This window comes from Microbacterium sp. Leaf288 (assembly GCF_001422925.1).
Taxonomy (GTDB): domain Bacteria; phylum Actinomycetota; class Actinomycetes; order Actinomycetales; family Microbacteriaceae; genus Microbacterium.
Map to the genome: position 1 here is coordinate 608967 of NZ_LMNI01000012.1, position 23401 is coordinate 632367.

Here is a 23401-nt window from a genome sequence, read left to right on the forward strand (position 1 = left end):
TGGTTCGCCTGCACCGGCCCGTCCATCTTGTCAAGCACCCGTCCGCGTCCCGCGGGAGGCATAGCCTTTCGACAGCACGGACGCCCCGTGCGGTGAGTGAGGTGGAACGTGGGCGTGCACACCGCGATGGACGACGTTCTCGACGCCCCGACGATCGTCAAGGCGCTGCTCGCCGCCGACGATCTCGCCTTCGAAGCCGGCCGCGACCCCAGCGTCCGCACTCTGCGGGTGCTGTCGACGGCGCTCGCAGGCACCGACGACATCGCCGCCATCGCGGCGGTGCACGCACTTGCGGAGATGCACGACGACGAGGCGCAGCGTCAGCTCGCCGGCCTGCTGTCGGACGAGCGGCCGTTCATCCGAGAGCATGCCGCATGGGCGCTCGGCCAGAGTCTGCCCCGGCCAGAGGCCGTGGGACGCCTGCTCGCGCTGGTCGCCGCCGGGGGGTTCACGGGCATGCTGGCCCAGCACACCATCGAGAGGTGGTCGGGCCATGCGAGCGACACGATCGCGATCGGCATCGAGGCAGCACTGCTGGGAATCACGGATGCTGCACCCCGAGCGGCGCTCGTCGAAACCCTCGGGCTCGTGCCTCAACCGGTCGCTGCACGCCTGCTGCGCGAAGTGGCGTCGGATCCCTCGGAGCACGATGCTGTGCGCGCGACCGCGATCGCCGCACTCGGGCAGCGCCGCGACACTGCGGGCCTCGAGGAGGAGCTCGGTGCACTCCTGGCAACCGGCGGTCCTCTCGCGCCGATCGCTCGCCTCGCACTGATCGATCTCGACCCCATCCCCAGCGCGAGCACCGCCCCGCCCGCATTCCGCCCTTCACCCCCGGACCGGATGCCGCGAACGCTCACGGTCGCGCAGCTCTTCCTGCATGCCGACATCGACCCCGCGCTCTCGGCAGCCGGAGCAGGTGACAACGGCGGAATCGCCACCCTGCTGGTGCGCCTCGGCGATGCGCTGATCGCGGCCGACGACAGCCCGGTCACGCGGGTCCTCACGCTGTCTCGCGGCCGGCTCGGGCAGAGCACCGTCGATCTGCTCCAGCTCGCCGGCACGGGGACCGGCCATCTCTACGGGCACATCCCTCTCCCCGATGAGCCGGTGGCGTCCGCGGCCGCGTGGCCGTACCGGGTCGCTGCGCGGCGCGGCATCCGTCGCATCCTCCGCGCCGCGGGTGACGTCGACGTCCTTCACCTGCGCATGGCCGACGTGGGAAGCCTCGCGGCCGCGGACGTCGCCAGGGAGCTCGGCATCCCGACGATCTTCACCGTCGCCCCGGATCCGCACAGCGTGATCCACTCACTGCAGGACTCCGGCGTCCTCACGCGCGCGGGGTTCGGTGAGGCCGACCTTCACGAGCACTTCTGGTTCCGGGTCCGACTGGTCAAGGAGCTCGCGGCATCGGCGTCTCACACCGTGTTCTTTCCGCGCCCGAACCTCGTCGACGAGATGCGGGAACTCGTGGGAATCGACATGACGTCGCGCAGCGAGCGACACACCGTCGTCGCAGAGGGGGTCGATCTCGCGGTCATCGACAGGGCAGTCGTCCAGGCGCGGACAGCGGCCGGTCCGGCTGCGACGCCGGCCCACGATGCGTTCGCCGAACTCGAGGCGCTGCTCGGCTGCCTCGACGCAGATCGCCGCGGACTGCCGCTACTCGTCTCGGTGGGGCGTCTGCACCGGGTGAAGGGGATGGCCTCTCTCGTCGAGACGTGGGCCCGATCGCCCCTCGCCGATCGCGCGAACCTGCTGATCATCGGAGGCGACCTCGAGAATCCGTCCCGGGATGAGCAGGGCGAGCTGGATCGCATCGCCGCCGCGGTACCCCCGCACGAACGCGCGCGCCGCGGGCTGATTCTTCCCGGTCATCGCCCCAACGACGTCGCCGCGCGCTGGATGGCGGCGGCGAGATTCGGGATGCCGCGGCTCGCGGCCGTCGGCGGCGTGTACGTGTGCGCCAGCTTGAAGGAGGAGTTCGGCCTCGCGGTGCTCGAGGCGATGGCCACGGGTCTCGTGGTGGTCGCACCCGACGGCGGCGGGCCCGCGACCTACGTGGACCACGGCGACACCGGATTCCTCACGGCGACGTGGGACGCCGACCGTCTCTCCCGCGCCATCGCGTCGGCCCTGGACCGCGCAGCCGACGCCGACGAGGACCGCGCGGTGCGGGCACGCGAGGTCGTCGCATCGAAGTTCACGATCCAGGCGATGGCTGCCACCCTCGCCCCGATCTACGCCTCGGTCGTCGCGCAGGAGGCCGAGTTCGCGCAGGCGACGAAGCAGCTCGCATGACGCTCCTGGTCATCAGTCCCGACTACGCCTCGCACCTCCTGCCGCTCGCGACGCTCGCGACCGCGTGGCGCGACGCCGGGGAGCGCGTCGTCGTCGCCACCGGCTCGGCGACGGCGCCGATCGTCGCCGACTTCGGCCTGGAGCGCGCCGACCTGCCGCTGGGCAGAGGGGCGAACGCGGGTGTGATGCGCACGCGAGAGCAGCAGACGGCGGAGGCGGCATCTCTCGAGCGCTTCTTCGACGCCACCCGCCGCGGGATGATTCCCACCCTGATGTACCAGGCCCGCGAGCGCCTGACCGACCTGATGTGGCGGCCCGAAGAGCGGGCGCGAGCGACGTTCGAGGTCGTCGATCGGGTGCGCCCGGATGCCATCCTCGTCGACCACCTCGCGTTCAGCGCCCGCCTCGCGCTGCACACCGCCGGCATCGACTACGCGGATGTGGTGCTCGGTCATCCCTCCGCGCTGCCCGTGAAAGGCGAGGTCTACGGCTTCCCGCCGGCCTGGCCACGCGTGTTCGCCCCCGACCCCGCCGAGCTCGCGCAGCTGCGCCGACTCTGCGTCGAAGTGTCCGACCGCTTCGCGCATCAGTGGAACACCGCGGCTCGGGCGCTCGATCCGCGAGCCGCCGAGGTCGCCGATGCGTTCGCCCTTCACGGCGACGTCGTGCTGTACAACTACCCCGCCATTCTGGCGGACGACGGACGGATGCTGCCGCCCCACGTCTTCCTCGGCTCGACGCGCCGCGACGAGCGCGAGGATCCCGAGACCGACGAGTTCCTTCGCGACGTCACGCCGTTCGTCTACGTGAGTTTCGGCAGCTTCCTGTCGGTGCGGGGCGATGTGCTGGCGCGCGTGGCGGCGGCGATCGCGCGGACGGGGCTGCGCGCGGCGATCGCGATCGGCTCGACTCCGGCGAGCGCTCTCGGGCCGGTTCCCGAAGGCTGGCTGGTGCGCGAATACCTGCCGCAGGTGCGCCTGCTCGACCGCGCGGCCGCCGCGGTCACCCACGGCGGCAACAATTCCGTGACCGAGTCGGTCGGGCAGGGTGTGCCCGTTCTCGTGCTTGCGTTCTCGACGGACCAGTTCGCCGGCGCCGCAGCGGTCGAACGCTCCGGCACCGGCTTGGCCCTCGCGCCGAACACCGCGACCGAGCACGAGCTCAGCGAGGCGATCGCTGCTCTCGCTGATCCCACGTGGCCGGGCCGCGAGGCGCTGCGCACAGAAGCAGCCGCGCAGCACGAGCGCCCTGGGCCGACCCTGGCCTTCGCCGCCCTGGCCGCCTCGCGCGCCGACGCGGTCGAGAACGGCATCTCCCGGTAGCCGGAGCATCGCACGTACTCTCGGCGTATGCGCTGCGTCGCCTTCATGCGGAACGTCAACCAGGGTCAGCGCGGCCATCCGTCGACCGTCGACATCGTCGCCGGCTTCGCCGACGCCGGCTGCCCCGACGTTCAGACCTTCCAGAGCAACGGCACGATCCTGTTCGACTCCGACGAACCCGGAGAGGTCGTCGCAGGCGCAGAAGAAGCGATCGCCGCCCGATCGGGCCACGAGCGCGACATCCTCTGGATCGCGCTTGCCGACCTCGTGGCGATCATCGGCGAACACGGCGCGGCCCACGAGTCCCGCGGGTACGAGTTCACCCTCCACCGAGGCGGAACGGTCGATACGCAGGCACCCGACGCGATCAGCATCATGACGCGTGCCCGCTGCGAGATCGTCGATGCCGGACCCGGCTGGGCGCTCGTGCGCAACGACGTCGACGGCCAGGGCAACGCCACCCCCGTGCTCGAGCGCCTCACCGGCGACCGGGCGACCTCCCGCGGACTGCCGACGATCCTCCGTCTGGTCGCCCGGTTCAGCTCATCCGGGTGAGTCAGTCGTCGAAGATCCCCACCGACTCCGACAGCCGCGTGACCTCGTCCGCGCTGAGCTCGAGGTTCGCCGCCTGAGCCGAGTCGGTGATGGATGCTGCGCGCCGAGCTCCCGGGATCGGAATGACGTGCGAGCCCAGCGCCAGTTCCCACGCGAGCACCGCCTGCTGCGGGCTCACGCCATGATCCTCGCCGACCTCGCGGAACGCCGAGAACCGGTCGCCGACCCGGCGCGCTCCCCCGCCCGTGCCGCCCAGCGGGCTCCACGGCAGGAACGCTATGCCGTGCTTCTCGCAGAAGCGCAGTTCGTCGATGCTTCCCGGATGCTTCGGCGAGAACTCGTTCTGCACGCTCGCGAGGTTGCCCTCGCCGAGCACGTCGATGGCGATCTGGATCTCTTCGACGCTCGCGTTCGAGATGCCGACCGCGCGGATGAGGCCGTCGTCCTGCATGGCCTTCAACCCGGCGATGATGTCGCCGTAGACGAGCCAGCGGTCAGGGCGGTGGTACTGGTACAGCTCGATCTGATCGACGCCGAGGATGTCGAGCGACTTCTCGGCCGCCGACCGCAGGTACGCCTCCGAACCGTCGCGGCCCTTGGAGCCGTCCTCACCGAGCGTGATCCCGCCCTTCGTCGCGACGAAGATGCCCGACGAGTCGCCGTCCCACGTGCGCAGCGCCTCGGCGACGATGCGCTCGTTGTGCCCCATCTCCTCGCCGTCCGGCGCGTAGATGTCGGCGGTGTCGATGAGCGTGACGCCGGCGTCCAGTGCCGCGTGCACGCTGGCGACCGCATCGTCGAACGAGGGGTACACCTTGTCGTTGTTCATCGACAGCGGCATCGCCCCGAGCCCGATCGCCGAAACCTGCCGCCCTGCCAGCGTGCGCTGCTTCATCGCATCTCCTTCTCGCATACCCCCAGCCTGCCACTCCCCAGTCCACCGCCCCCGGGTTCCCCGACCCCGACCCTCGGTCGTTGAGCGAGCTTGCGAGCCGAAACGCCTCGGACCAACGAGCAACCCCGTGTCGCATCGACTCCACCGCGCCTACGCTCCGAGCATGGGCACGAATGACCGCGACCACGACATCGTCCTGCTCGGCGCCTCGGGTTTCGTCGGCAGATACACCGCGCGGCACCTGGCACGATCCGCCCCCGAGAGCGTGCGGATCGCCCTCGCCGGCCGCTCCATCCGACGCCTCGTGGAGGTCGCGCGCGAACTCGGCGTCGACTGGCCGATCATCGAGGTCGACACCTCGGACGATGCCGCCGTCGGCCGGGTCGCAGCATCCACTTCCGTCATCGCCACGACCGTCGGACCCTACCTGCGCTACGGCGCCGGCGTGGCCTCGGCCTGCGCGAGCGCGGGCACGTCGTACGCCGATCTGTCGGGCGAGAGCATCTTCGTCGCGCGGAGCATCGAGCGCAATCACGCCGTCGCCGAGACCACCGGCGCCATGATCGTGCACTCGTGCGGGTTCGACTCGATCCCGTCTGACCTCGGCCTCGGGCTCGCCCACACCGCCGCCGGCGGTGTGCCCATCGTCGCGGCGACCCTGAAGGTGCGGTCGCTGCGCGGCGGCATCAGCGGCGGCACGATCGACTCGCTCCGCCAGCAGCTGAAGGAGACGAAGACGGATGCCTCGGCCCGCCGCCTCCTCGCGAACCCCTACGCGCTCACGCCGGGGCCGTCGGTGCGTCTGCCCGGCCATGCCGGCAATGGCTGGGGCAAGGTGCGCGGAACCTGGCAGGCGCCGTTCGTCATGGGCTCGTACAACCAGCAGATCGTGCAGCGCAGCAACTACCTGACGGGGTGGAGCTACGGCCAGCTGATGCAGTACCGGGAGGTGGTGGCGACCGGGCGCGGCCCTGCCGGACTCGCGCGCGCCATGGGGATCGCTCTCGGGACGGCGGGTCTCGTGGGTGCGCTGGCGTTTCCGCCGACGCGCGCCGTCGTCGACCGGGTGCTGCCGTCTCCAGGCAGCGGACCCAGCGCTGAGGCGATCGAGCACGGTCGCTTCGTCCTCGATGTCGACGTGTACCCGGTCGAGGGCCAGCCGGTGCGCACGCGGGTCGCCGCGCCGTACGATCCCGGCTATGGCGGCACCGGCGTGATGCTCGCCGAGTCCGCGCTGAGCCTCGCGCTCGACGACCTCCCCGACCGCGCGGGCGTTCTGACCCCGATGGTCGCGATGGGTGAGCACTTGGCCGAACGGCTCCGCGCCAACGGCTTCACCCTGACTGCAGGAGCGTTGCACTGACGCCCCCTCGCCCCCGACCGACGAGCGACCTCGGCCCGCAGCATCCGTTCGGGACTCAGCCTCCGAGCGGTGCGTCGCTCGCGCTCCGCTGCTGCGCCCGGGCGAGATCGATCACCCCCCAGACCGCCACCGCGCCGGCAGCCGCCAGCACGAGCAGCGACCAGAACGGCGCTCCGGTCGCCTCGCCGAGGATGGTGATGCCGAGCACGACGGCCACGAAGGGATCGATGACGGTGAGCCCGCCGACGACGACTTCCGGGGAATTGACGGTGTGGGCCCGCTGCACCAGGTAGATGGAGAGGCCGCCCGAGATCGCGATGCCGATCAGGCACGCCAGGGTCAGCAGGTTCGAGGAGTCGAAGCTGTAATCCTGCTCGGTGATGACCGTCTGCACCCGCAGGATCACCGTCTTGCCCAGCGTCGCGACGAAGCCCGAGAACACCCCGGCGGCGATGACGATCAGCACGGCGGGCCCGCGGCGTCCGCGCTGAACGAGGGCCACGATGATCGCGAAGCAGAGCACGACGGCGAGCGCGAGCAGGATGGCGATGAGCTGACTGTCGTGGATCGTGCGCTGGGTGCTCACCAGTGCGGCGACCGTGACGAACCCCGCCACCCCGATGACGCTCGTCGCGATGGCACGCATCTCTGTGCCGGAGGGCTTCGTATGCGTCGCGCGCGCAGTAAGCAGCGAAGCGAAGACGAGTGCGACGACCCCGACCGGCTGCACCACGATGAGCGGAGCGAACGTGAGGCTCGCCAGCTGGAGCAGGATCGCGCCCCCGATCAGCAGCGCACCGATCACCCACGGGCCGTTGCGCAGCAGGGCGAAGAACTGCTTGGCGCCGAAGGGCCCGGTGGCGGCGCTGCGCACCCCGCGCGCCTGCATCATGTTGCCCAGCGCCAGCGCGGCGGCCGAGGCGACGGCCAGGACGATGCCCAGCACAGGGAACGACGCGATCGTCGACGGCACCGGTCCCCCTCTCCGCAGTGCTCTCACGCTACACAGAGAGGTCGTCGGTGAGCGGCTCTGCTGGCGACGATCCAGTCGCCCAACCTCGTGAGTGCCGTGGGCGACGCGGTCGTCCTGGCCGCCGCGACCGCGACCTTACCGACCGGGCCGGGCGACGCGTTCGAGCTCTTCGCTCAGCTGCGGAAAGCTCGCGGTCACACCGGCCGCAGCCGGCACGGCGAATGCACGCCGTGCGTTCACTCGGAATAGACGGCGTCGACCTCCACTTCGACCAGCCATCCGTTCACGGGCAGGTTCTCGACCTCGATCGTGAACCGGGACGGACGCGCAGGGTTCACGACCTTCGGCGCACCGACCGCGGTGCCCAGCTGAACCTGCAGGGGCTGCCCGGTGGACAGGTTGGTGTTCGCGAAGAACTGACGGTAGCCGCGGTTCCAGCCGGCGAAGTCCGCCGCCTGCTCGCCGGCGGGGTTCTGGAGGAACACGCGCATCGAGGTCACGTCCTCATACGACAGGCCCGCCTTCTTCAGGTTCTCGCCGATCCTCATCAGGACGTTGATCGACTGCGCCTCGGTGATCGTGACACCCGCGGGCAGCACACCGCCAGGGAACACGTCAGCAGGGATGTAGCGGGCCTCGGCCGACACTCCGGGAGCGGTGTTGAGAGCGGAGGGCCCGAGACCCGAGGACTTGTACCACGCGACATTCTTGCCGATCGCCACGCCGTCGGCGATCGACGGAGTCTCACCGGTGACGAAGGTGAAGGCCTCCGTCGGCTTCGGGCTGAACAGCCCGTCGGCGGCCACCGCAGTGCTGGGGACGGCGATCCCCGCGGTGATGGCCACTGCGAGTACGAGCTTGGTGCGGGTCTTCATGGGGGTCGTCTCCTCGGGTTTCCAGGCAAGGAACCAGCCGTGCCGGCGCCTGCGTCATGGCGCTGAAGCCTCGCATTCACTTGTTTCCCGTGGATGTCATCGGAAAGTCCCCAAGGTGACACGAAGTGAGAAATTCGAGCGGCGTGGTGACATGCCGGAACCAGCGGCGTTTACATCGCGGCAACGCGAGGAAATGGCCGCGATTCACCGGAGTGACATATTGCCCACGGGTGCACATGAAGCGCTGATCATGCCTCGCAGGGCGGCTGTCGTCGCGGGGCGGTGCGCGAGATCGAGAGGGCAATACGTGGAAACTCTGAAAACGGCCGGCGTCTCCCGCCGCAGCTTTCTGCACGCCGTGGGTGCAGGCTCCAGCGCCGGCGTGCTCTTGGCGACGATGGGAGCGCTCGGCCTCGCGCCGACCGAGGCCCAGGCCGCCCAGATGGCGTGGACGCCGCCCAGCGGAAGCGATTTCTCCCTGACGGGGCGCTCTTCGAAGAAGGTCGTCATCGTGGGCGGCGGCCCTGCGGGCCTCGCCTCCGCGTACGAACTCCAGAAGGCGGGCTACAAGGTCACGGTTCTCGAGGCGCGCCACCGTGCGGGTGGGCGGACCCTCACCCTGCGGCCGGGCGACAAAGAGACCGACCTCGACGGCAATACGCAGACGGCGAACTGGGACAACGGCATCTACATGAATGCCGGCGCGGGACGCATCGCGCAGTGGATGGTCACCATGGACTACATCCGCGAGCTCGGCGTGCCTTTCGAGGTCTTCACCAACGCGAACGCCGACGCCTACCTCTACAACGAGAACTCCGGCTCGACTCCGGGAAATCCGACCCGCTACCGCACCGCCAAGGCCGACTGGTTCGGCTACACCTCGGAGCTCCTCCGGCATGCCACCGATCAGGGTGCACTCGACCAGAAGATCACGGCGGCCGACAAGGAGCGGCTGCGTGACTTCCTCACCCGCTGGGGCTCTCTCCAGGCTGACGGCACCTACAAGGGCGGTTCCAACCGCGGCTACTCCGTCTACCCGTCGGCCTGGAACGAGCACGGGACTCCCCTGCCCGGCCCTGGCACGATCTCGGAGGTTCTCGGCACGAGGATGGGCAACTACTTCCCGTTCGAGATCAACTGGGAGCAGGCGATGCTGATGTTCCAGCCGAAGGGAGGCATGGACTCGATCTACGACTACTTCGTCAAGGCGATAGGCAAGCAGAACGTGCTCCTCCAGTCCCCGGTCAGCGGCATCGAGAACACGGCGTCCGGGGTGTCTGTGACGTACCAGCCGCCGAACGGCCCGGCGCGGGTCATCGACGCGGACTTCGCGATCGTGAGCGCGCCGGCGCACCTCATGCGCAAGTGGAAGTCGAACTGGGGATCCGAGATCGACTCTGCGCTCGGCGAGTTCTCGGCCGCGTCGCCGGCGGGCAAGATCGGCCTGCAGTACCGCTCGCGGTGGTGGGAGAACGACCACCGCATCTACGGCGGGATCACCGAGACGGACATGGACCTGCAGCACGTCTGGTACCCGTCGTACGGATACGGCGAGAAGAAGGGTCTCGTCGTCGGCTACTACAACACCGGCAACGCCGCTCGCACCTACGCGACGCTGAGCCCACGCGACCGCGAGGCCCGTGCGGTGGCGCAGGGTGTGAAGATCCACGGGGAGAAGTACCGCACCGAGCTCGAGCAGTCCTTCTCGATCGCGTGGCACAGAGTGCCCTACATCGAGGGGGCGTGGGCGTTCCCCAACACGAGCTCCGCGGGCTTCAAGAAGCTCCAGACCGGCGCCGGCAACGTGTACTTCGCGGGTGACTGGATGTCGGAGATCTCCGCTTGGCAGCACGGCGCATTCTGGTCGGCGCGCTACGCGGTGCAGGCTCTTCACGCCCGAGTCATGGCGGGCTGAGCCCACCCCTCGCGCGGGCGGACTCAGGCGGTCCTGAGATCGTCTGAGTCCCCCGCTCGGTCGGCGCCATGAGGAGCCCGCGTCAGGGCATCCGCTCGAACACCTCCCGGGCTCGCAGTGTGCGCGCCCGCGTGACCGGACGGGTGGCCAGCACGATCTTCCCGCGCGCATGCAGCTTGGCCAGGTCGTCGAAGGCGTCCACGATGTCCTCGATCGGGTACAGGCCCGAGACGAGGAGGCGGAACGCCCCTGCGCCGGCGAGGTCCACCACGCGCTGCAGCACCTGCGTCGCATGCGAGACGGACTCGGCGTCGTCGCGGAGCATCCGCAGCTCGATCTGGCGCCTGTCGGCGCTCGAGCGATAGCGCTCGGGAGGAACATCGAGGGCCTCCGCGACCTCCCGCCCGTCCTTGCCGAAGTTGTCGATGTACGCCGTGACCGGTGCGCCCGCGGCACGCCGGATCCGCTCCGCCATTCCCTCGCCGTACTTCACCGGCGTGATGCCCAGCTGCCGCAGGTAGTCGAAATTGCGCTCGCCGCACGTGCCGATCACCCGGGCGCCGCGGTGCTTCGCGACCTGCGCCTCGATGCTGCCGACGCCCCCCGCCGCCGCGGAGATGACGACGGTGTCCGAGGGGCCGATCCGAAGGTCGTCGAGGGTCTCCAACGCGGTGGCGCCCGCGAGGAAGAGACCGCCGGCGACCTCCCACTCGATCGCGCCGTGCTTGGCCACGAGCTGGTCCGCCGGCACGACGATGTGGCTCGCGTGAGCGCCGGTCCGCGTGTGCCCGACGACGTCCGCGCCGATCCGCGGCGCGGTCACACCCTCGCCGCAGCGGCGGACGATCCCCGCGAAGTCACTGCCGGACGACCTCGGCCACGGGTCGTCGTGCCAGGTGTCCTCCTTGCCGTTGCGCAGGAAGGCGTCCATGTGGTTGATCGCCGTCGAGATCACCTCGACCAGCACCTCTCCCGGCCCGGGAGCCGGCATCGGGTACTGATGACGCTTGAGTACGTCTGCGTCGCCGTAGTGGGTGTAGCGGTAAGTGAATGCCTCCGTCGGTGCTCGCATCGCGATCCCCTCCTGCCGTTCCCGTGAGGCTCGTCATCGAGCCTCGAGGATGTATTCCGACCGATGGGCGGTCATGGATGCAGCCGCAGCATCCCATCCGATTCGGCACCCGCCCCGAAGACCTTTCACAGCGCGGCAGATCGCCGCGGGAAAGAGAGGTCTCTCATGGGCTCGTCACCGAACCGCATCGTCGCCACGGTCTTCGGCGCCGTCTACCTCCTCGTCGGGCTTCTCGGGTTCTTCGTCACCGGTCCCATCAGCTTCATCGCGACCGAGGGTGGGCTGCTCCTGGGGATCTTCGAGGTCAACCCGCTGCACAACGTCGCGCACCTGCTCATCGGAGCGGCGCTGCTGATCGCCGGTATCGCCGGTGCGCGCCCGGCCAAGATCGTGAACGTCACGGTCGGCGCCGCGTACCTGCTGCTGGGTGTCGTGGGCTTCTTCCTCGTCGGCACGCCGGCGAACATCCTCGCGCTCAACGCGCCCGACCACTTCCTGCACCTCGCGAGCGCCATCGTGCTGCTCGGCGTCGGCCTGGCCGCCGAGCGGACATCGCGCGTCGCGACCGCATGATCGCGGCGACGGGGGAACCCACGGCGGAGCGCGTCAGCCGCGCGCCGTCGTGGGTGCCGGTCGCCGCGTGGGGGTTCGGGCTCGTCGCGGTCGCGCTCGGCGCGGCCGCGATCGTGGCGGTGCAGGCCGACGCGCTGTCCCGGGTCCTCGGAGGACTCTCGGTCGGGGTGGGACTGGGGGCACTCGGATGGGGTGCAGCGCGCCTCTGGCTCGACCGCACCCCGCTCCCTCGAGTGGCCGTCTCCGGACTCTTCGTCGGCATGGGCGTCGCCGTTGCGCTGCTCGCGACCGCGCCGGGGCGCGCGAGCATCCTCGCGGTGGCCCTCCTGCTGGCGCTCGGCGTCGCGGCCGCCTGCGGGATCGTGCGAGGGACGAGGCATCCGTCCCCGCGGTCGAGCCTGTGGGGCTTGGTCGCTGCGGCGGCGCTGGTCACCGTCGTGGTGGTGCCCGCGCTCGGCGCCTGCCAGGGCGCGGCACTCCTGAACGTCGACGGCACCGTGCTTCCCGTCATCACCCACGAGGGACATTGAACGGATGCCGCATCGCAGCCGGTTTCGGCGGCGCGACCGTGGTGGCCTTCCCTGCGTCGATCGAGGTCCACCACGGCCCGCCGTCCGCCGTCAGGAGGCCGGAACGAGAACGCGATCGATCGTGTGGATCACGCCGTTGGTCGCGGGGATGTTGATCGCCCAGAAGACCAGCCGCGGGTCACTGAGGGCAGGGGTCTCATCGCGCAGGTTGATTCCGCGGGGGTTGACGACACCGCCGTTGGCCATGGTGAGAGACCGCGCCGTGAGGACCTTCACCGGGCCGAGCTTCTCACCCGCGACCACGTGGTACAGCAGGATGTTCGAGACCTGCTCGGTGGTGAACGTCGACGTGATGGCGGCCAGCGCGTCAGCCTCGCTGGCCGGCGCCGTGCCCGTGAGGTCGGTCACGAGGCGCAGGAATGCGCGGTCGTTCGGTGCGAACACCGTGTAGGTCTGGCTCGTGTCGGCGAGCGCGCCGTTGAGCCCCGTGGCCAGCACCGCCTGAACGAGGATGTCGTAGTCCCACGGGTTGGCGTCGGGGGCGCCACCGCCGGATGCGGCGACGGCGACATCCACAATCGTGCCGGCGGGGGCGGAGCCGCCGTGAGCCTGCGCGGGCGTGGAATTGAACACGAGAGCCAGGGCGGCGACCGCCGCAACGGCCAGGCGAGACTTCTTCATGGTTCCGATCTCCTTCGATGCGATTCCCGGCACCGTCCGAACGAAGGGTGCCGTAGAGGTATTCGCCCGAAGACTCGGCTACGGATGCAGCGGCCGGAAGTTTCGCTCCGGATTCGCGCGCGCACCGCTGCGCACATCCCACCCCGGCGCCCCGCCGAGGGGCGCCGGGTCAGCTGAACTCGAGCGGCCCGCGCACGATCGAGTCGCCGGAATGGGTGGGATCTCCGTCGAGGGGCTCCTGCGAGACGTCGACGAGCACGTATTCGCGCAGATCGACGTCGGCCGGAACCACGAACGTCCCCTTCTTCCCGTCGAGCTCGCCGAGACTCACCAGTGCCGAGGCGTCCGCGGTGATCAGCCAGACCTCGCGGAACCCGTCGCTCTCGTCGAAGTCCTCGACGTTCACTGTCAGCGTGCGCTCCCCGTCCGAGAGCTCGATCACCTGCGCGGTGCCGGCGGCGCCGGGGTGATCGGGGAACGCGGCCAGGGTCGCCGACGCGATCTCGACCGACTGCGGCGCCCTGACGAAGCTCCATACGCCGACGATCGCCAGGACGGCGGCGATGCTCGCCGCCAGGGCGAACAGCATCCGTCCGCCTCGCAGCCCGCGGCGCTTCGGCTGTTCGTCTGCGAGAGATGGCGCGCCCGCGGGAGCAGAGGCCGACGGGGCGGCAGGCGGCGCGGAGGCGGCAGGAGCGGCGACGCCCGCATCGGGTGCCGCCGGCTGCTGCGACCGGACCTCATCGAGGATGCGGTCCCACACCCGCTCGGGCGGCGTCTCGAGCTCGCCCAGGGTCACGGTGGACCGGCCGACCGCCACGGTGTGCTCGAGTTCGGCCAGCTCGATCGAGCAGACGTCGCACGTCGCGAGGTGCTCCTGCTCGGCATCCGTCAGCGTTTCTCCGACCGCGACCAGCGCAAGACGCTCGGGGTCAAGGTGTGACATGAGACACCTCCAATCGGTCACGCAGGCGGGTGAGACTTCGGCGGATGTGACTCTTCACGGTACCCAGCGGCATGTCGAGGCGCGTCGCGATCTGCTGGTGGGTGAGGTCGTCGTAGAACGCCAGCCGCACCACGCGCTGCGCATCGGGCTCGAGGCGGTCGATCTCGTCGGCGAGCAGCATCCGGTCTCCGAGATCGATCTCGGACGACAACGGCTCATCGGTGACGGCGAAGCGCTGCAGCTTCTCCTGCAGCTCACGCACGCGGCGACGCGCATCGAGGGTGTCGGCGATGCGTCGCCGGGTGATCGTGACGAGCCACGTCGAGAGCCGACCCTTGGCCGGGTCGTACGAGGCCCGCGAGGTCCACGCCGAGACGAAGGTCTTCTGCGTCACGTCCTCGGCATCCCCCCTGTCGCCGAGCACCCGCAGCGCGAGCGTGAACACGATCGGCGACCATCGTCGGTAGATCTGCTCGAGGGCGCGCTCGTCACCGGCGGCGAAACGGCCGCACAGCTCGCGCTCTTCCTCGTCGTCCACGCTGGTTCCCCTCGTCTCGTCCGGCGCCATCGCCGGCTCACGTGATCGGGGTCGCGATTGCGACCACGTTATCCGCGTAACGGCCCGTGCGGGAGTCGAATTCGCCGCCGCACGTGATCAGCACGAGGCTGCGTGCGCCCGAGCGTGCGAACAGGTCATCGACCGGCAGCTCGGCCTTCGGGTAGTAGGTGACGCTCTCGACGGCGTACTTGCGCATGTCGCCCGCAGCATCCGTCACTTCGACGACGTCCCCGACGGGGAGGTCGCGCAGCCGGCTGAACGGGCCGATCGGGTACGCCGGAGAATCGACGTGGGCCGAGATCACGACATTGCCGTCGGATGCCGCGGGGTCGGCGCCGAACCGGTACCACCCGCCGATCGCGGGGTCGGCCGGCAGCTCCATGAAGCCTCCGGCCTCCACGCCGACCGGCACCACCGGCACGTCGACGTCGATCGAGGCGGCGACCACCCTCACCGGCGGCACGGGCCGCCGGGCCGGAGACGGGGTGGCCGCCGCGACCGGCACCTCGACGGCGGGCGTCGGGTCGGCCGTCGCCGTCGCCGTCGCCGTCGCCGTCGCAGAGGGTGCCGACGCCGACGGGGCGGCTCCTGGGGGCGAGCCGCACGCCGTCAGCGCGAGGACGATCGCAAGAGATGCTCCGACTCCTGCGATCGCCCTAGCCATGTTGTGACCCTTCAGCGCTGCGCCCGGCTGCGCGCGACGACGAGAGCGGATGCCGCCACCGCCGCCGCGACCGCGAGGCCGCCGATCGCCCACATCCACTGCTGGAACATGTCGCGCTGTGCGAGCTGGCCGCCCGTCCCGGAGTTCACACCGTCCGGCGCCGAGTGCAGGCCCGTGATCGTCTGCACCGCGAGCTCGAGGTTCTCGTCCTCGAGGCTGCCCCACGCGTAGGCGATCGTGAGCACGCCCTCCTGCACGTCGACGGGCGCCGGGCCGAGCACGGGATCGGTGGTGCCGGCCGCGGCCACCGAAGCCTCGATCGTTCCGGCGGGCAGGTCCAGCGATGCCTCATCGGGGTTCGCGAGCCCCTGGATGACAGCCGATCCACCGGCGAGCACATCGACGGCGGGCGCAGCCGCGACGTGGCGCACGGTGAGGCGTCCCTCCCCCGCCGCCGTGGGCGACGTGTCGTTGACGTACGGAGTCACCGTCGGCGAGCCGGATGCGCCGAGGTGGGCGACCGCCGTGTAGTTCTTGCCGGCCTCGAGCGTGAGCGTGACGGGGCCGAGCACGGGCGAGCCGGCGTCGGTGGCGTCGGGTGCCGTGAGCGCGACCTCGTAGGCGCCGGCGGGCAGATCCAGCGGACCCGCCAGGTCACCCGGCTGGAAGTCGTCGAGGGTGAGCGCACCGTTGACGTAGACGTCGACGGGCGTGTCGGGGATGCCGTGCAGGACAGAGAGCACGGCGTTGCTTGCGGTGGATGCGTTCGCGGGGACGCCCACGCTGAGCGCGGCGGCAATGCCGACGGCGATCGCCGCGAGAACCTTCTTTCGCACGGTCTTCCTCCTTCTTTGAGCGGCCGGTCGCCGCGTGTATGAAGAGTTCTTCCGGCAGGAGGGGAGGTTCGGATGCAGGCGGGGATGGATTCTTGTCAGTTGTGCAGTGGTGTCACATCTCGTCATCGCCGGACACGCTCTGACACCGACGAGCGATCCGTGCCCGCGGCGATTACCGTGGGGTCATCGCGGCGATCCGGGCGGTCCCGGGCACCGGCTCATACCCGGGTGCGTTGCGGGTTCGACTCCCGCCGCCGTGTCCAACGCTGTGGTGGGCGCTCCCCTTGGAACGACTGGAGTCCCCGGCTGCTCCGACGTCAGCGGCCATTGTCGCCGGACACAGATCGGACACAGATGTGCCGGCTCGTTGATGGCCAGGTAGTGAACAGCGTGAGTCCGGCGTAGTGAATTGCAGACCACGTCGATGTTGAACAAGCCAGTCCGCGAGGGCCGACGCCTCTTCCCGACCGCCCGCTGCTCGCACCAGCGGACGGTCGAGACGTTATCGTTCCTCACCACTCTGGTCGTGGTGGACTATGAACCAACCGGCTGCCGGGCCTCGGTGCTCGCGGGAATGGCGGCACCGCGCCGCTTCCCGTATGCCCGGAGAACGGCTGTCACGATCGCGGCCAGGGCCATCGCCCCGCCGAAGACGAGCACGGCGGGCGTGAAGCTGCCGGTCGCCTCCTTGATCCAGCCGGTCACCTGCGGGCCCAGGTAGCCGCCGATGTTGCCGAGTCCGTTGATCATGCCGAAGCCCGCGGCGAGGGCTGCGCCGAACAGGAAGGTGCTCGGCATCGTCACGAAGATCGCCAGCGCGCTGTACAGACCGACTCCGGCGATGCAGAACCCGACGATGGCGATCGCCGGCTGATTGACGGCGAGGCCCGCGATCAGGAATCCGACGGCCGCGACACTGGCGCTTGCGATGAAATGCAGCGGTCGCTCGCCGGTGCGGTCGGAGTGCCGGTTCCAGAGGATGAGCGGCACGATGGCGATGAGCGAGGGCACCGCCGCGATCCAGCCGATGGCCGCGGTGGGGGCGCCGAGCGCCTGCAGCATCTGCGGGAACCACAGCTGCAGTCCGTTGAGCGAGAAGGTCACGCAGATGAAGACCCCGATGAGCACCCAGGTCTGGCCGCTGCGGACGCCGGCGGCGAAGCCGTGAGTGGACGCCGGGGTCGCAGCATCCTCTCGATCGATCTCGCCCTGAAGCCACGCGCGCTCGGCCGGCGTGAGGAACTTCGCGTCGGCAGGCCGGTCGCGGATGATCGCGTAGAAGATGAAGCCGATAACCACGGCCGGGATGCCGGTGAGGATGAAGAGCCAGCGCCAGCCCGACATGCCCGCGACACCGTCGAACGTGGTAAGGATCCCCGTGCAGATCGGGGTGAGCAGACCCGACAGGCAGATGAAGGTCACGATCCACGACATCGCGACGCCCCGGCGAGCAGCCGGGAACCAGCGCGACACGAAGAAGAGCATGCCGGGCGAGAATCCCGCCTCGGCGAAGCCCAGCAGGATCCGCGCGACGATGAGCATCGGCGCGCCGTTCACGAAGGCGGTCGCGATCGTGACGATGCCCCAGGTGATCATGATGCGCGTGATCCACTTACGGGTGCCCACGCGGGTGAGGATGTAGTTGCTGAAGGGCTCGCTGAGCGTGTAGCTCCAGAAGTACACCCCGGCGGCGAAGCCGAACATGGATGCCGAGATCCCGAGCTCGTCGTTCATCTGCAGCGCAGCGACGCCGATGTTGGTGCGGTCCAGGTACAGCACGATGTAACAGAGGCCGATGAACGGCAGCAGCTTGCGGGTGACCTTCTTGATCACGACCGCTTCGTCGACGGCCGCTTTCAGCGAGGGGACGTTCGTCTTCGACACGCCATCTCCTTTGATTCCGGGTGAAGTCGCCGCGACATCGCGACCCCTTCAGCCTCTTCCGCTTCGGTCGCTATCGCGACGGGTTTGTTCCGATCATCGGTACACGATGTGAACTCTCATGTCACCGGGTCATCCGCGGCCGACGAAGGGCATCGTCGTCGCCGTGAGGGTGAGCGAGAGCACGTTCGCATCGAGCGGAAGGCTCGCCATCAGTCTGACGGCACGAGCCGCGTCGTGGGCGTCGAACGTCGCCTCGGTGCGGTGGCTGCCGTCCGCCTGGAGCGCGTGCTCGGTGAACCCGGTCATGTCGGTGGCGGCGTTTCCGATGTCGATCTGACCGACGGCGATCTGGAACTTGCGGCCGTCCAGTGCCAGTGAGCGGGTCAGGCCGGTGAGGGCGTGTTTGGTGATCGCATAGGCGGTCGAGTGCGGACGGGGCACGTGCGCGGAGATCGACCCGTTGTTGATGATGCGACCGCCGGGCGGCTGCTGGGTCCTCATGATGGGGAAGACCGCGCGTGAGCAGATCACCGCTCCCATGACGTTGACGTCGAGCGTGTTGCGTACGTCTGGGAGGCTCACCTCGTCGATCTCGCCGACGGGGCCGAGAACGCCCGCGTTGTTCACGAGCACGTCGATGCGCCCCCAGCGGGCGACGACCTGCCGCATGGCTTCGTCGACGGATGCCTCGTCCGTGACGTCCGCGAGGACCACCATGGCCTGCGCGGCCGGCGCTGCCTCGAAGCTGCGGTGAAGGGCGTCCGGTCGTCTGCCGAGCGCGGCTACGCGGAATCCGGCATCCAGTAACTCTCGCACGAAGGCCTTGCCGAGGCCGGACCCGCCGCCGGTGACGACGGCGACGCGGGCGGGCTCAGTGGTTGTCACCGCGCACCTCGTCTCCGCGTGTGCCCCGCAGGAAGTCGAAGTCGGCACCGAGATGAGCCTGCTGCACATGCCGGCGGTACAGCCCGACGTAGCCGCGCTCCTCGAGCGTCGGCGGCCTCCATGCGAGGCGTCGTCGCTCCCACTCCTCGTCGTCGAGTTCGGCGTGCAGTAGCCGGTTGTGGACGTCGAGGTGGACGACGTCGCCGTCTCTCAGCAGCGCGAGTGGTCCGCCGACCGCGGATTCGGGCGAGACGTGCAGCACCACCGTGCCGAACGCGGTGCCGCTCATGCGGGCGTCCGAGATCCGCACCATGTCGCGCACACCGGCTTCGAGCAGCCGCTTCGGCAGCGGCAGGTTCCCGAGCTCCGGCATGCCGGGGTAACCTTTGGGGCCGGCGTTGCGGAGCACGAGCACCGCGTCGACGGGGATGTCGGCATCCGGGTCGTCGAAGCGTGCGTAGAGCTCCTCCATGCTGTCGACGACGACGGCGGGTCCGCGGTGGTCGAGCAGCTCCGGCGAGGCCGCCGACACCTTGATGACCGCGCCTTCCGGAGCGAGGTTGCCGCGCAGCACGGCCAGCGCCGGTGCGGCGGCGACGGGGTCGTCCACGTGCCGGATGACGTCGCGGTTCCAGACCGGCGCCGCCGCGATGCGGTCGCGTACCGTGCCCGCGACGGTGGCGATGTCGAGGTGGAGGCGCTCGGCGATGGTCGCCATGAGTCCGGGGAGTCCTCCTGCTTCGAAGAAGTCCTCCATGAGGAATCTGCCGGACGGCTTGAGATCCACGAGCGCCGGGACGTCGGCCCCGATGCGGTCGAAGTCGTCGAGGACGAGCGGCACCTCGATCCGGCCCGCCAGGGCGAGCAGATGCATGATCGCGTTGGTGGATCCTGCGATGGCGGCGTTCACGGTGATCGCGTTCTCGAAGGCTTGGCGGGTGAGCACCTGCGACATCCGCAGGTCTTCGGCGACCATCGCCACGATGCGTGCGCCGGTCTCATGCGCCAGCACTCGGCGGCGGGAGTCGGCCGCGGGGATGGCCGCGTTGTGCGGCAGCGACATCCCGAGCGATTCGACGACGCTCGCCATCGTCGAGGCGGTGCCCATGGTGTTGCAGTGCCCTGCGGAGCGCGACATGCACGACTCCGCGTCGCGGAACTCGTCGCGCGACATGCGGCCGGCGCGGACGTCTTCGCTCATGCGGAACACGTCGGTGCCTGAGCCCAGCGGCTGACCGCGGAAGCTGCCGGTGAGCATCGGACCGCCCGACAGCACGATGGTGGGGAGGTCGACGGATGCGGCGCCCATCAGCAGCGAGGGCGTCGTCTTGTCGCAGCCGCACAGGAGCACTACGCCGTCGACGGGGTTGGCGCGGATGGACTCCTCGACGTCCATGGCGGCGAGGTTGCGGTAGAGCATGGTGGTCGGGCGGACGATGGTCTCGCCCAGCGACATCACCGGGAACTCGACGGGGAATCCGCCGGCCTCGTACACGCCGCGCTTGACGAACTCCGCGAGCTCGCGGAAGTGGCCGTTGCACGGCGCGAGGTCGGAGAAGGTCTGTGCGATGCCGATCACCGGGCGGCCGTCGAACATCCGGTCGGGATGACCCTGGTTCTTCATCCACGAACGGTGGAGGAACCCGTTCACGTCGTCGGTGCCGAACCAGTCCGCGGAGCGTCGCCCGGGCCGTTCGCCGGTGCTGCCGAGGTTGGTGATCATGCGACCAGCCCCCAGAGCCGGCGGGTCTCGTCCGGGGTCGCGGGGCGCATGCCGAGCGCCTTGACCAGCCGGACGGCGCGCTGGACGAGCTCGAGGTTCGTGGCCGGGCTGCCGTCGGGGTGCCACGGGTGGTCTTCGAGCCCGACCCGGATGTGGCCGCCGAGGATCAGCGCGTGGGCGAGCGCCGGGAAGGGATCGCTGCCTCCGACGCTGACCGAGAAGACCGCCTGCGCAGGCAGCTGGTCCACCATGAGTTCGAGCTGGCGCGGCGTCCACGGCGAGGCGTTGCTGAACACCCGGTCGAGGTCGAGGCAGATGTTGACGATGTGCGGTCCGCCTGCGCCCGTGGCCGCGATGAGCTCGGGGATGTCTTTGGTGATGTGTGACGGGTTGAACACCTCCCACTCCGGGACGGCGCCGGCCCGGCGGATGCGCTGCGCGAGTTCGCGCGCCCGGCTGGCCGGGGTGTTCATGAGCACCTCGTCGCCGTCGACCGTCGCCCAGGCGGTGATCGCGTCGAGGGTCACGGTGTCGGCGCCGCCGTCCGTGGCGGCGAGTCGCTGCGGCCAGCTGAACTCTGCCATCCCTCCGCCGAGGTCGGTGCGCATCTCGCCCGAGACGCCGCCGCCGCTGGAGTTGTTGATCACGACGTCGCAGCGCTCGCGGACGAGCCGGTTGACCTCGCGGTACAGCGCGGGATCGCACGTGGCCGTCTCGTCGAGCCGGCGCACGTGCAGCGCGGCGGCGCTCGCGCCGGCGTCGACGCAGCGGGCGACGTCTGCGGCGATCTGATCGGGCTGCGTCGGGACGTGGGGGTGCGCGTCGGAGCGCAGCATCCCTCCCGTCGGAGCCACGGTGATGATGACTGGCCGGCTCATTGCGCATCCCTCCCTGCCTCGAAGAACCAGGCGATGGCGACGGCCCCGGGGTCGGCGACCCCCAGGGCGTGGTCGCCCACGTAACTCGACCGCCCCTTGCGTCCGAGCAGCCCTTCGGTAGATGCGGCCCCCTCGGCGGCTGCGCGGGCCGCCGCGGCAAGCGCCGCAGGCGCGTCGGATCCTCGGTCTGCGGCGTCGGCGAGCGCGTCTGCTGCGGGCGCCATCGCGTCGACCATCGTGTTGTCGCCGACCTGGGCGCCGGCGGCGGACTGGATGGCGGCCAGGCCCTCGCGTGCGGCGCGTGCGAGGGCCGCGGCGTCGACCGGGTCCTGCAGCTCTCGCGCGAATGGCCGGAACCACATCCCGAGCAGCGGGCCGCTAGTGCCCCCCGCGTCGCGGAAGGCCTGCACCAGGGCGCGGAACGGCGGGGTGCCCGCCTCTCGTTCCCGGCGGGCGCGCGCGGCCGCCGAGAGCAGGTTGTCGCCGAAGTCTCCGTCGCCGGCGCGCGTGTCGAGCGCGGTGAGCACGGTGTGATCGGCGTGCACGCGGTCGATGAAGCCGTCGACCCAGGCGGCTGCGGTCACCATCGCAGTGCCGCCGTCGTGACGGGGGCGTCCCACAGCTCGAGGTCGCCGTCCGTGATGCGCGTCAGCGTGATGGAGATCCCCTGCATCTCAAGCGCGGTGACGTACGAGCCGACGAGGCTTCGTGCGATGCGGATGCCGGTTCCCTCGAGTGCGCGGTCGAGATAGTGCCGGGCTGCCCCGAGGTGCACGCCGGCGGTCCCGCCGAGGCCGTTGACGACGGCGATGATCTCGTCGCCCTCGCTCAGACCGAGTGCGTCGACCAGGGGGCGCACGAGGGATGCGACGATCTCGCTCCCGTTGCCGGCGAGCGTGCGACCCGTGCCGCGTTCGCCGTGGATGCCGACGCCGAACTCGAGCTCGCCCGGCTGGAGTTCGAAAGAGGGGGTGTCGTGTCCGGGGAGAGTGGCGGAGCGGAACCCCACTGCAAGGCTCCGGCTGCGCTCGGCCGCGCCGCGTGCCACGGCGGCGACCTCCCCCAGCGACCGGCCTTCTCGCGCCGCGGCGCCCGCCAGCTTCTCGGCGACCACCGTGGCGGCCGTGCCGCGCCTGCCCGTGCCCGAGTTCTCACCGTCGGTGGCGAGGTCGTCGTCGACGAGGACGAGTTCGACGCTGAGTCCGTCGTCTCGCGCGTCCTCGGCGGCCAGCGTGAAGTTGAGGACGTCGCCCGTGTAGTTCTTTATGATGAGCACGACGCCCGCGCCGCGGTCCGCCGCGACGAGCGCCGCATGCACCTGCCCGGCGGTGGGACTGGCGAACACCTGCCCGGGGACGGCGGCGTCGAGCATCCCCGATCCGACGAACCCCGCGTGCAGTGGCTCATGGCCGGATCCGCCTCCCGAGACCACGGCGACGGTGCCCGGGGCGCCGCTGTCGGCGCGGATCACGAACAGCGGGTCGAACCGCGCGGAGACGATCGTCGGGTGAGCGGAGACGAGTCCGCGGATGGCGTCGGCGACGAGCTCGGCCGGGTCGTCGTGCAGCTGCACGGTCATGATGCTTCCTTCCGTGCCGCTGCGACGATCGCAACGGCCTCGCGTACCGGCATCCCGGGTCGGATGCCCAGCGCGGCGGCGGTCGAATTGACGGTCGACAGCACGCCGGTGCGCCACGTGCCGAGACCGTCGCTGATCTCGGCGCTGGTGTGGGCGACCGCCATTCCGGCGATCCCCTCGGCGTCGACGAGGTCGAGGCCGCTGACGCCGGCGCGGTCCTTGCCGATCCCGGCGTCGTTGAAGACCACGGCGGCGCAGCCGGCGAGGACGGCGGCTCGCCCGGATTCGCGCCCGCCGTTGGAGGCGGCGATCACCAGACGCCGGCGATCGCCAAGCTCGATCTGCGACGCGCTGTCGAGCGCGATCACCTCCAGCCCGTCGATGGTGGCCAC

Annotated in this window: 23 protein-coding genes and 1 tRNA gene; 8 read left to right on the forward strand and 16 right to left on the reverse strand. The window is 70.2% G+C overall.

What is annotated here, in order from left to right:
* The first annotated feature begins 108 nt into the window (after nt 1-108).
* From ASF40_RS16335 to ASF40_RS16345, 3 genes are read left to right on the forward strand one after another with little or no spacing between them, the layout of a single operon-like run.
* On the forward strand, nt 109-2301 hold the full coding sequence (locus ASF40_RS16335) for a glycosyltransferase (protein WP_056370920.1): 2193 nt from the start codon (nt 109-111) through the stop codon (nt 2299-2301).
* On the forward strand, nt 2298-3623 hold the full coding sequence (locus ASF40_RS16340; RefSeq protein ID WP_056370922.1) for a glycosyltransferase: 1326 nt from the start codon (nt 2298-2300) through the stop codon (nt 3621-3623). The genes ASF40_RS16335 and ASF40_RS16340 overlap by 4 nt, the downstream gene beginning before the upstream one ends.
* Before the next feature lie 27 nt (nt 3624-3650).
* On the forward strand, nt 3651-4178 hold the full coding sequence (locus tag ASF40_RS16345; protein WP_056370924.1) for a DUF1697 domain-containing protein: 528 nt from the start codon (nt 3651-3653) through the stop codon (nt 4176-4178).
* 1 nt (nt 4179) lies between these two features.
* Here the strand turns inward: ASF40_RS16345 and ASF40_RS16350 are convergent, their stop codons facing one another.
* Complete coding sequence (locus ASF40_RS16350; protein WP_056370926.1) at nt 4180-5073, reverse strand: aldo/keto reductase; 894 nt, start codon at nt 5071-5073, stop codon at nt 4180-4182.
* 163 nt (nt 5074-5236) lie between these two features.
* Here ASF40_RS16350 and ASF40_RS16355 point away from each other — a divergent pair, with 163 nt between their 5' ends.
* On the forward strand, nt 5237-6436 hold the full coding sequence (locus tag ASF40_RS16355; protein ID WP_056371574.1) for a saccharopine dehydrogenase family protein: 1200 nt from the start codon (nt 5237-5239) through the stop codon (nt 6434-6436).
* Nucleotides 6437-6491: 55 nt separating this feature from the next.
* Here ASF40_RS16355 and ASF40_RS16360 read toward each other — a convergent pair whose 3' ends face one another.
* Nucleotides 6492-7409 (reverse strand): DMT family transporter, encoded by a 918-nt coding sequence (locus ASF40_RS16360; RefSeq protein ID WP_056370929.1) that lies wholly within the window; start codon nt 7407-7409, stop codon nt 6492-6494.
* 236 nt (nt 7410-7645) lie between these two features.
* Entirely contained in the window at nt 7646-8284 is a 639-nt protein-coding gene (locus tag ASF40_RS16365) for a Rid family hydrolase (RefSeq protein WP_056370931.1), read from the reverse strand.
* Between the two features lie 307 nt (nt 8285-8591).
* Between ASF40_RS16365 and ASF40_RS16370 the strand changes: the two genes are divergently transcribed.
* Complete coding sequence (locus ASF40_RS16370; protein WP_056370933.1) at nt 8592-10199, forward strand: flavin monoamine oxidase family protein; 1608 nt, start codon at nt 8592-8594, stop codon at nt 10197-10199.
* An 82-nt stretch (nt 10200-10281) separates the two neighbouring features.
* Here ASF40_RS16370 and ASF40_RS16375 read toward each other — a convergent pair whose 3' ends face one another.
* The gene (locus ASF40_RS16375; protein ID WP_056370935.1) at nt 10282-11271 is read right to left on the reverse strand and encodes an NADP-dependent oxidoreductase; all 990 of its coding nucleotides are present in this window, start codon (nt 11269-11271) and stop codon (nt 10282-10284) included.
* A gap of 165 nt (nt 11272-11436) precedes the next feature.
* Here ASF40_RS16375 and ASF40_RS16380 point away from each other — a divergent pair, with 165 nt between their 5' ends.
* Nucleotides 11437-11844: a DUF4383 domain-containing protein gene (locus tag ASF40_RS16380; RefSeq protein ID WP_056370937.1), complete on the forward strand. Its 408-nt coding sequence runs from the start codon at nt 11437-11439 to the stop codon at nt 11842-11844.
* Nucleotides 11841-12374 carry a hypothetical protein gene (locus tag ASF40_RS16385; protein WP_056370939.1) on the forward strand — a complete coding sequence of 178 codons (534 nt, stop codon included), beginning with the start codon at nt 11841-11843 and terminating at the stop codon, nt 12372-12374. Before ASF40_RS16380 ends, ASF40_RS16385 begins: the two co-directional genes overlap by 4 nt.
* Before the next feature lie 90 nt (nt 12375-12464).
* Here the strand turns inward: ASF40_RS16385 and ASF40_RS16390 are convergent, their stop codons facing one another.
* From ASF40_RS16390 to ASF40_RS16410, 5 genes are all read right to left on the reverse strand, one after another.
* Complete coding sequence (locus ASF40_RS16390) at nt 12465-13055, reverse strand: fasciclin domain-containing protein (protein WP_056371576.1); 591 nt, start codon at nt 13053-13055, stop codon at nt 12465-12467.
* 169 nt (nt 13056-13224) lie between these two features.
* Nucleotides 13225-14001 (reverse strand): anti-sigma factor, encoded by a 777-nt coding sequence (locus tag ASF40_RS16395; RefSeq protein WP_056370941.1) that lies wholly within the window; start codon nt 13999-14001, stop codon nt 13225-13227.
* Nucleotides 13988-14539 carry an RNA polymerase sigma factor gene (locus ASF40_RS16400; protein WP_200919506.1) on the reverse strand — a complete coding sequence of 184 codons (552 nt, stop codon included), beginning with the start codon at nt 14537-14539 and terminating at the stop codon, nt 13988-13990. Before ASF40_RS16400 ends, ASF40_RS16395 begins: the two co-directional genes overlap by 14 nt.
* Nucleotides 14540-14576: 37 nt before the next feature.
* Nucleotides 14577-15224 carry a class F sortase gene (locus ASF40_RS16405; RefSeq protein WP_056371578.1) on the reverse strand — a complete coding sequence of 216 codons (648 nt, stop codon included), beginning with the start codon at nt 15222-15224 and terminating at the stop codon, nt 14577-14579.
* Nucleotides 15225-15235: 11 nt separating this feature from the next.
* Nucleotides 15236-16060, reverse strand: a complete 825-nt coding sequence (locus tag ASF40_RS16410) for a DUF4397 domain-containing protein (protein WP_056370945.1) — start codon at nt 16058-16060, stop codon at nt 15236-15238.
* A gap of 187 nt (nt 16061-16247) precedes the next feature.
* On the opposite strand from ASF40_RS16410, the gene ASF40_RS21170 reads away from it, so the two are divergent.
* Nucleotides 16248-16323, forward strand: a tRNA-Met gene (locus ASF40_RS21170).
* 271 nt (nt 16324-16594) lie between these two features.
* Here the strand turns inward: ASF40_RS21170 and ASF40_RS16415 are convergent.
* The 7 genes from ASF40_RS16415 to ASF40_RS16445 form a co-directional block, all read right to left on the reverse strand.
* On the reverse strand, nt 16595-17944 hold the full coding sequence (locus ASF40_RS16415; protein WP_056370947.1) for an MFS transporter: 1350 nt from the start codon (nt 17942-17944) through the stop codon (nt 16595-16597).
* Nucleotides 17945-18073: 129 nt separating this feature from the next.
* Nucleotides 18074-18829 carry an SDR family oxidoreductase gene (locus tag ASF40_RS16420; protein ID WP_056370948.1) on the reverse strand — a complete coding sequence of 252 codons (756 nt, stop codon included), beginning with the start codon at nt 18827-18829 and terminating at the stop codon, nt 18074-18076.
* Nucleotides 18816-20552, reverse strand: a complete 1737-nt coding sequence (locus ASF40_RS16425; protein ID WP_056370950.1) for an IlvD/Edd family dehydratase — start codon at nt 20550-20552, stop codon at nt 18816-18818. The genes ASF40_RS16420 and ASF40_RS16425 overlap by 14 nt, the downstream gene beginning before the upstream one ends.
* Entirely contained in the window at nt 20549-21430 is an 882-nt protein-coding gene (locus ASF40_RS16430; protein ID WP_056370952.1) for a 3-keto-5-aminohexanoate cleavage protein, read from the reverse strand. The genes ASF40_RS16425 and ASF40_RS16430 overlap by 4 nt, the downstream gene beginning before the upstream one ends.
* The gene (locus ASF40_RS16435; RefSeq protein WP_056371580.1) at nt 21427-22017 is read right to left on the reverse strand and encodes a DAK2 domain-containing protein; all 591 of its coding nucleotides are present in this window, start codon (nt 22015-22017) and stop codon (nt 21427-21429) included. Before ASF40_RS16435 ends, ASF40_RS16430 begins: the two co-directional genes overlap by 4 nt.
* Nucleotides 22011-23009: a dihydroxyacetone kinase subunit DhaK gene (locus tag ASF40_RS16440; protein ID WP_056370954.1), complete on the reverse strand. Its 999-nt coding sequence runs from the start codon at nt 23007-23009 to the stop codon at nt 22011-22013. The genes ASF40_RS16435 and ASF40_RS16440 overlap by 7 nt, the downstream gene beginning before the upstream one ends.
* Nucleotides 23006-23401 carry a hypothetical protein gene (locus tag ASF40_RS16445; RefSeq protein WP_200919507.1) on the reverse strand — a complete coding sequence of 132 codons (396 nt, stop codon included), beginning with the start codon at nt 23399-23401 and terminating at the stop codon, nt 23006-23008. The genes ASF40_RS16440 and ASF40_RS16445 overlap by 4 nt, the downstream gene beginning before the upstream one ends.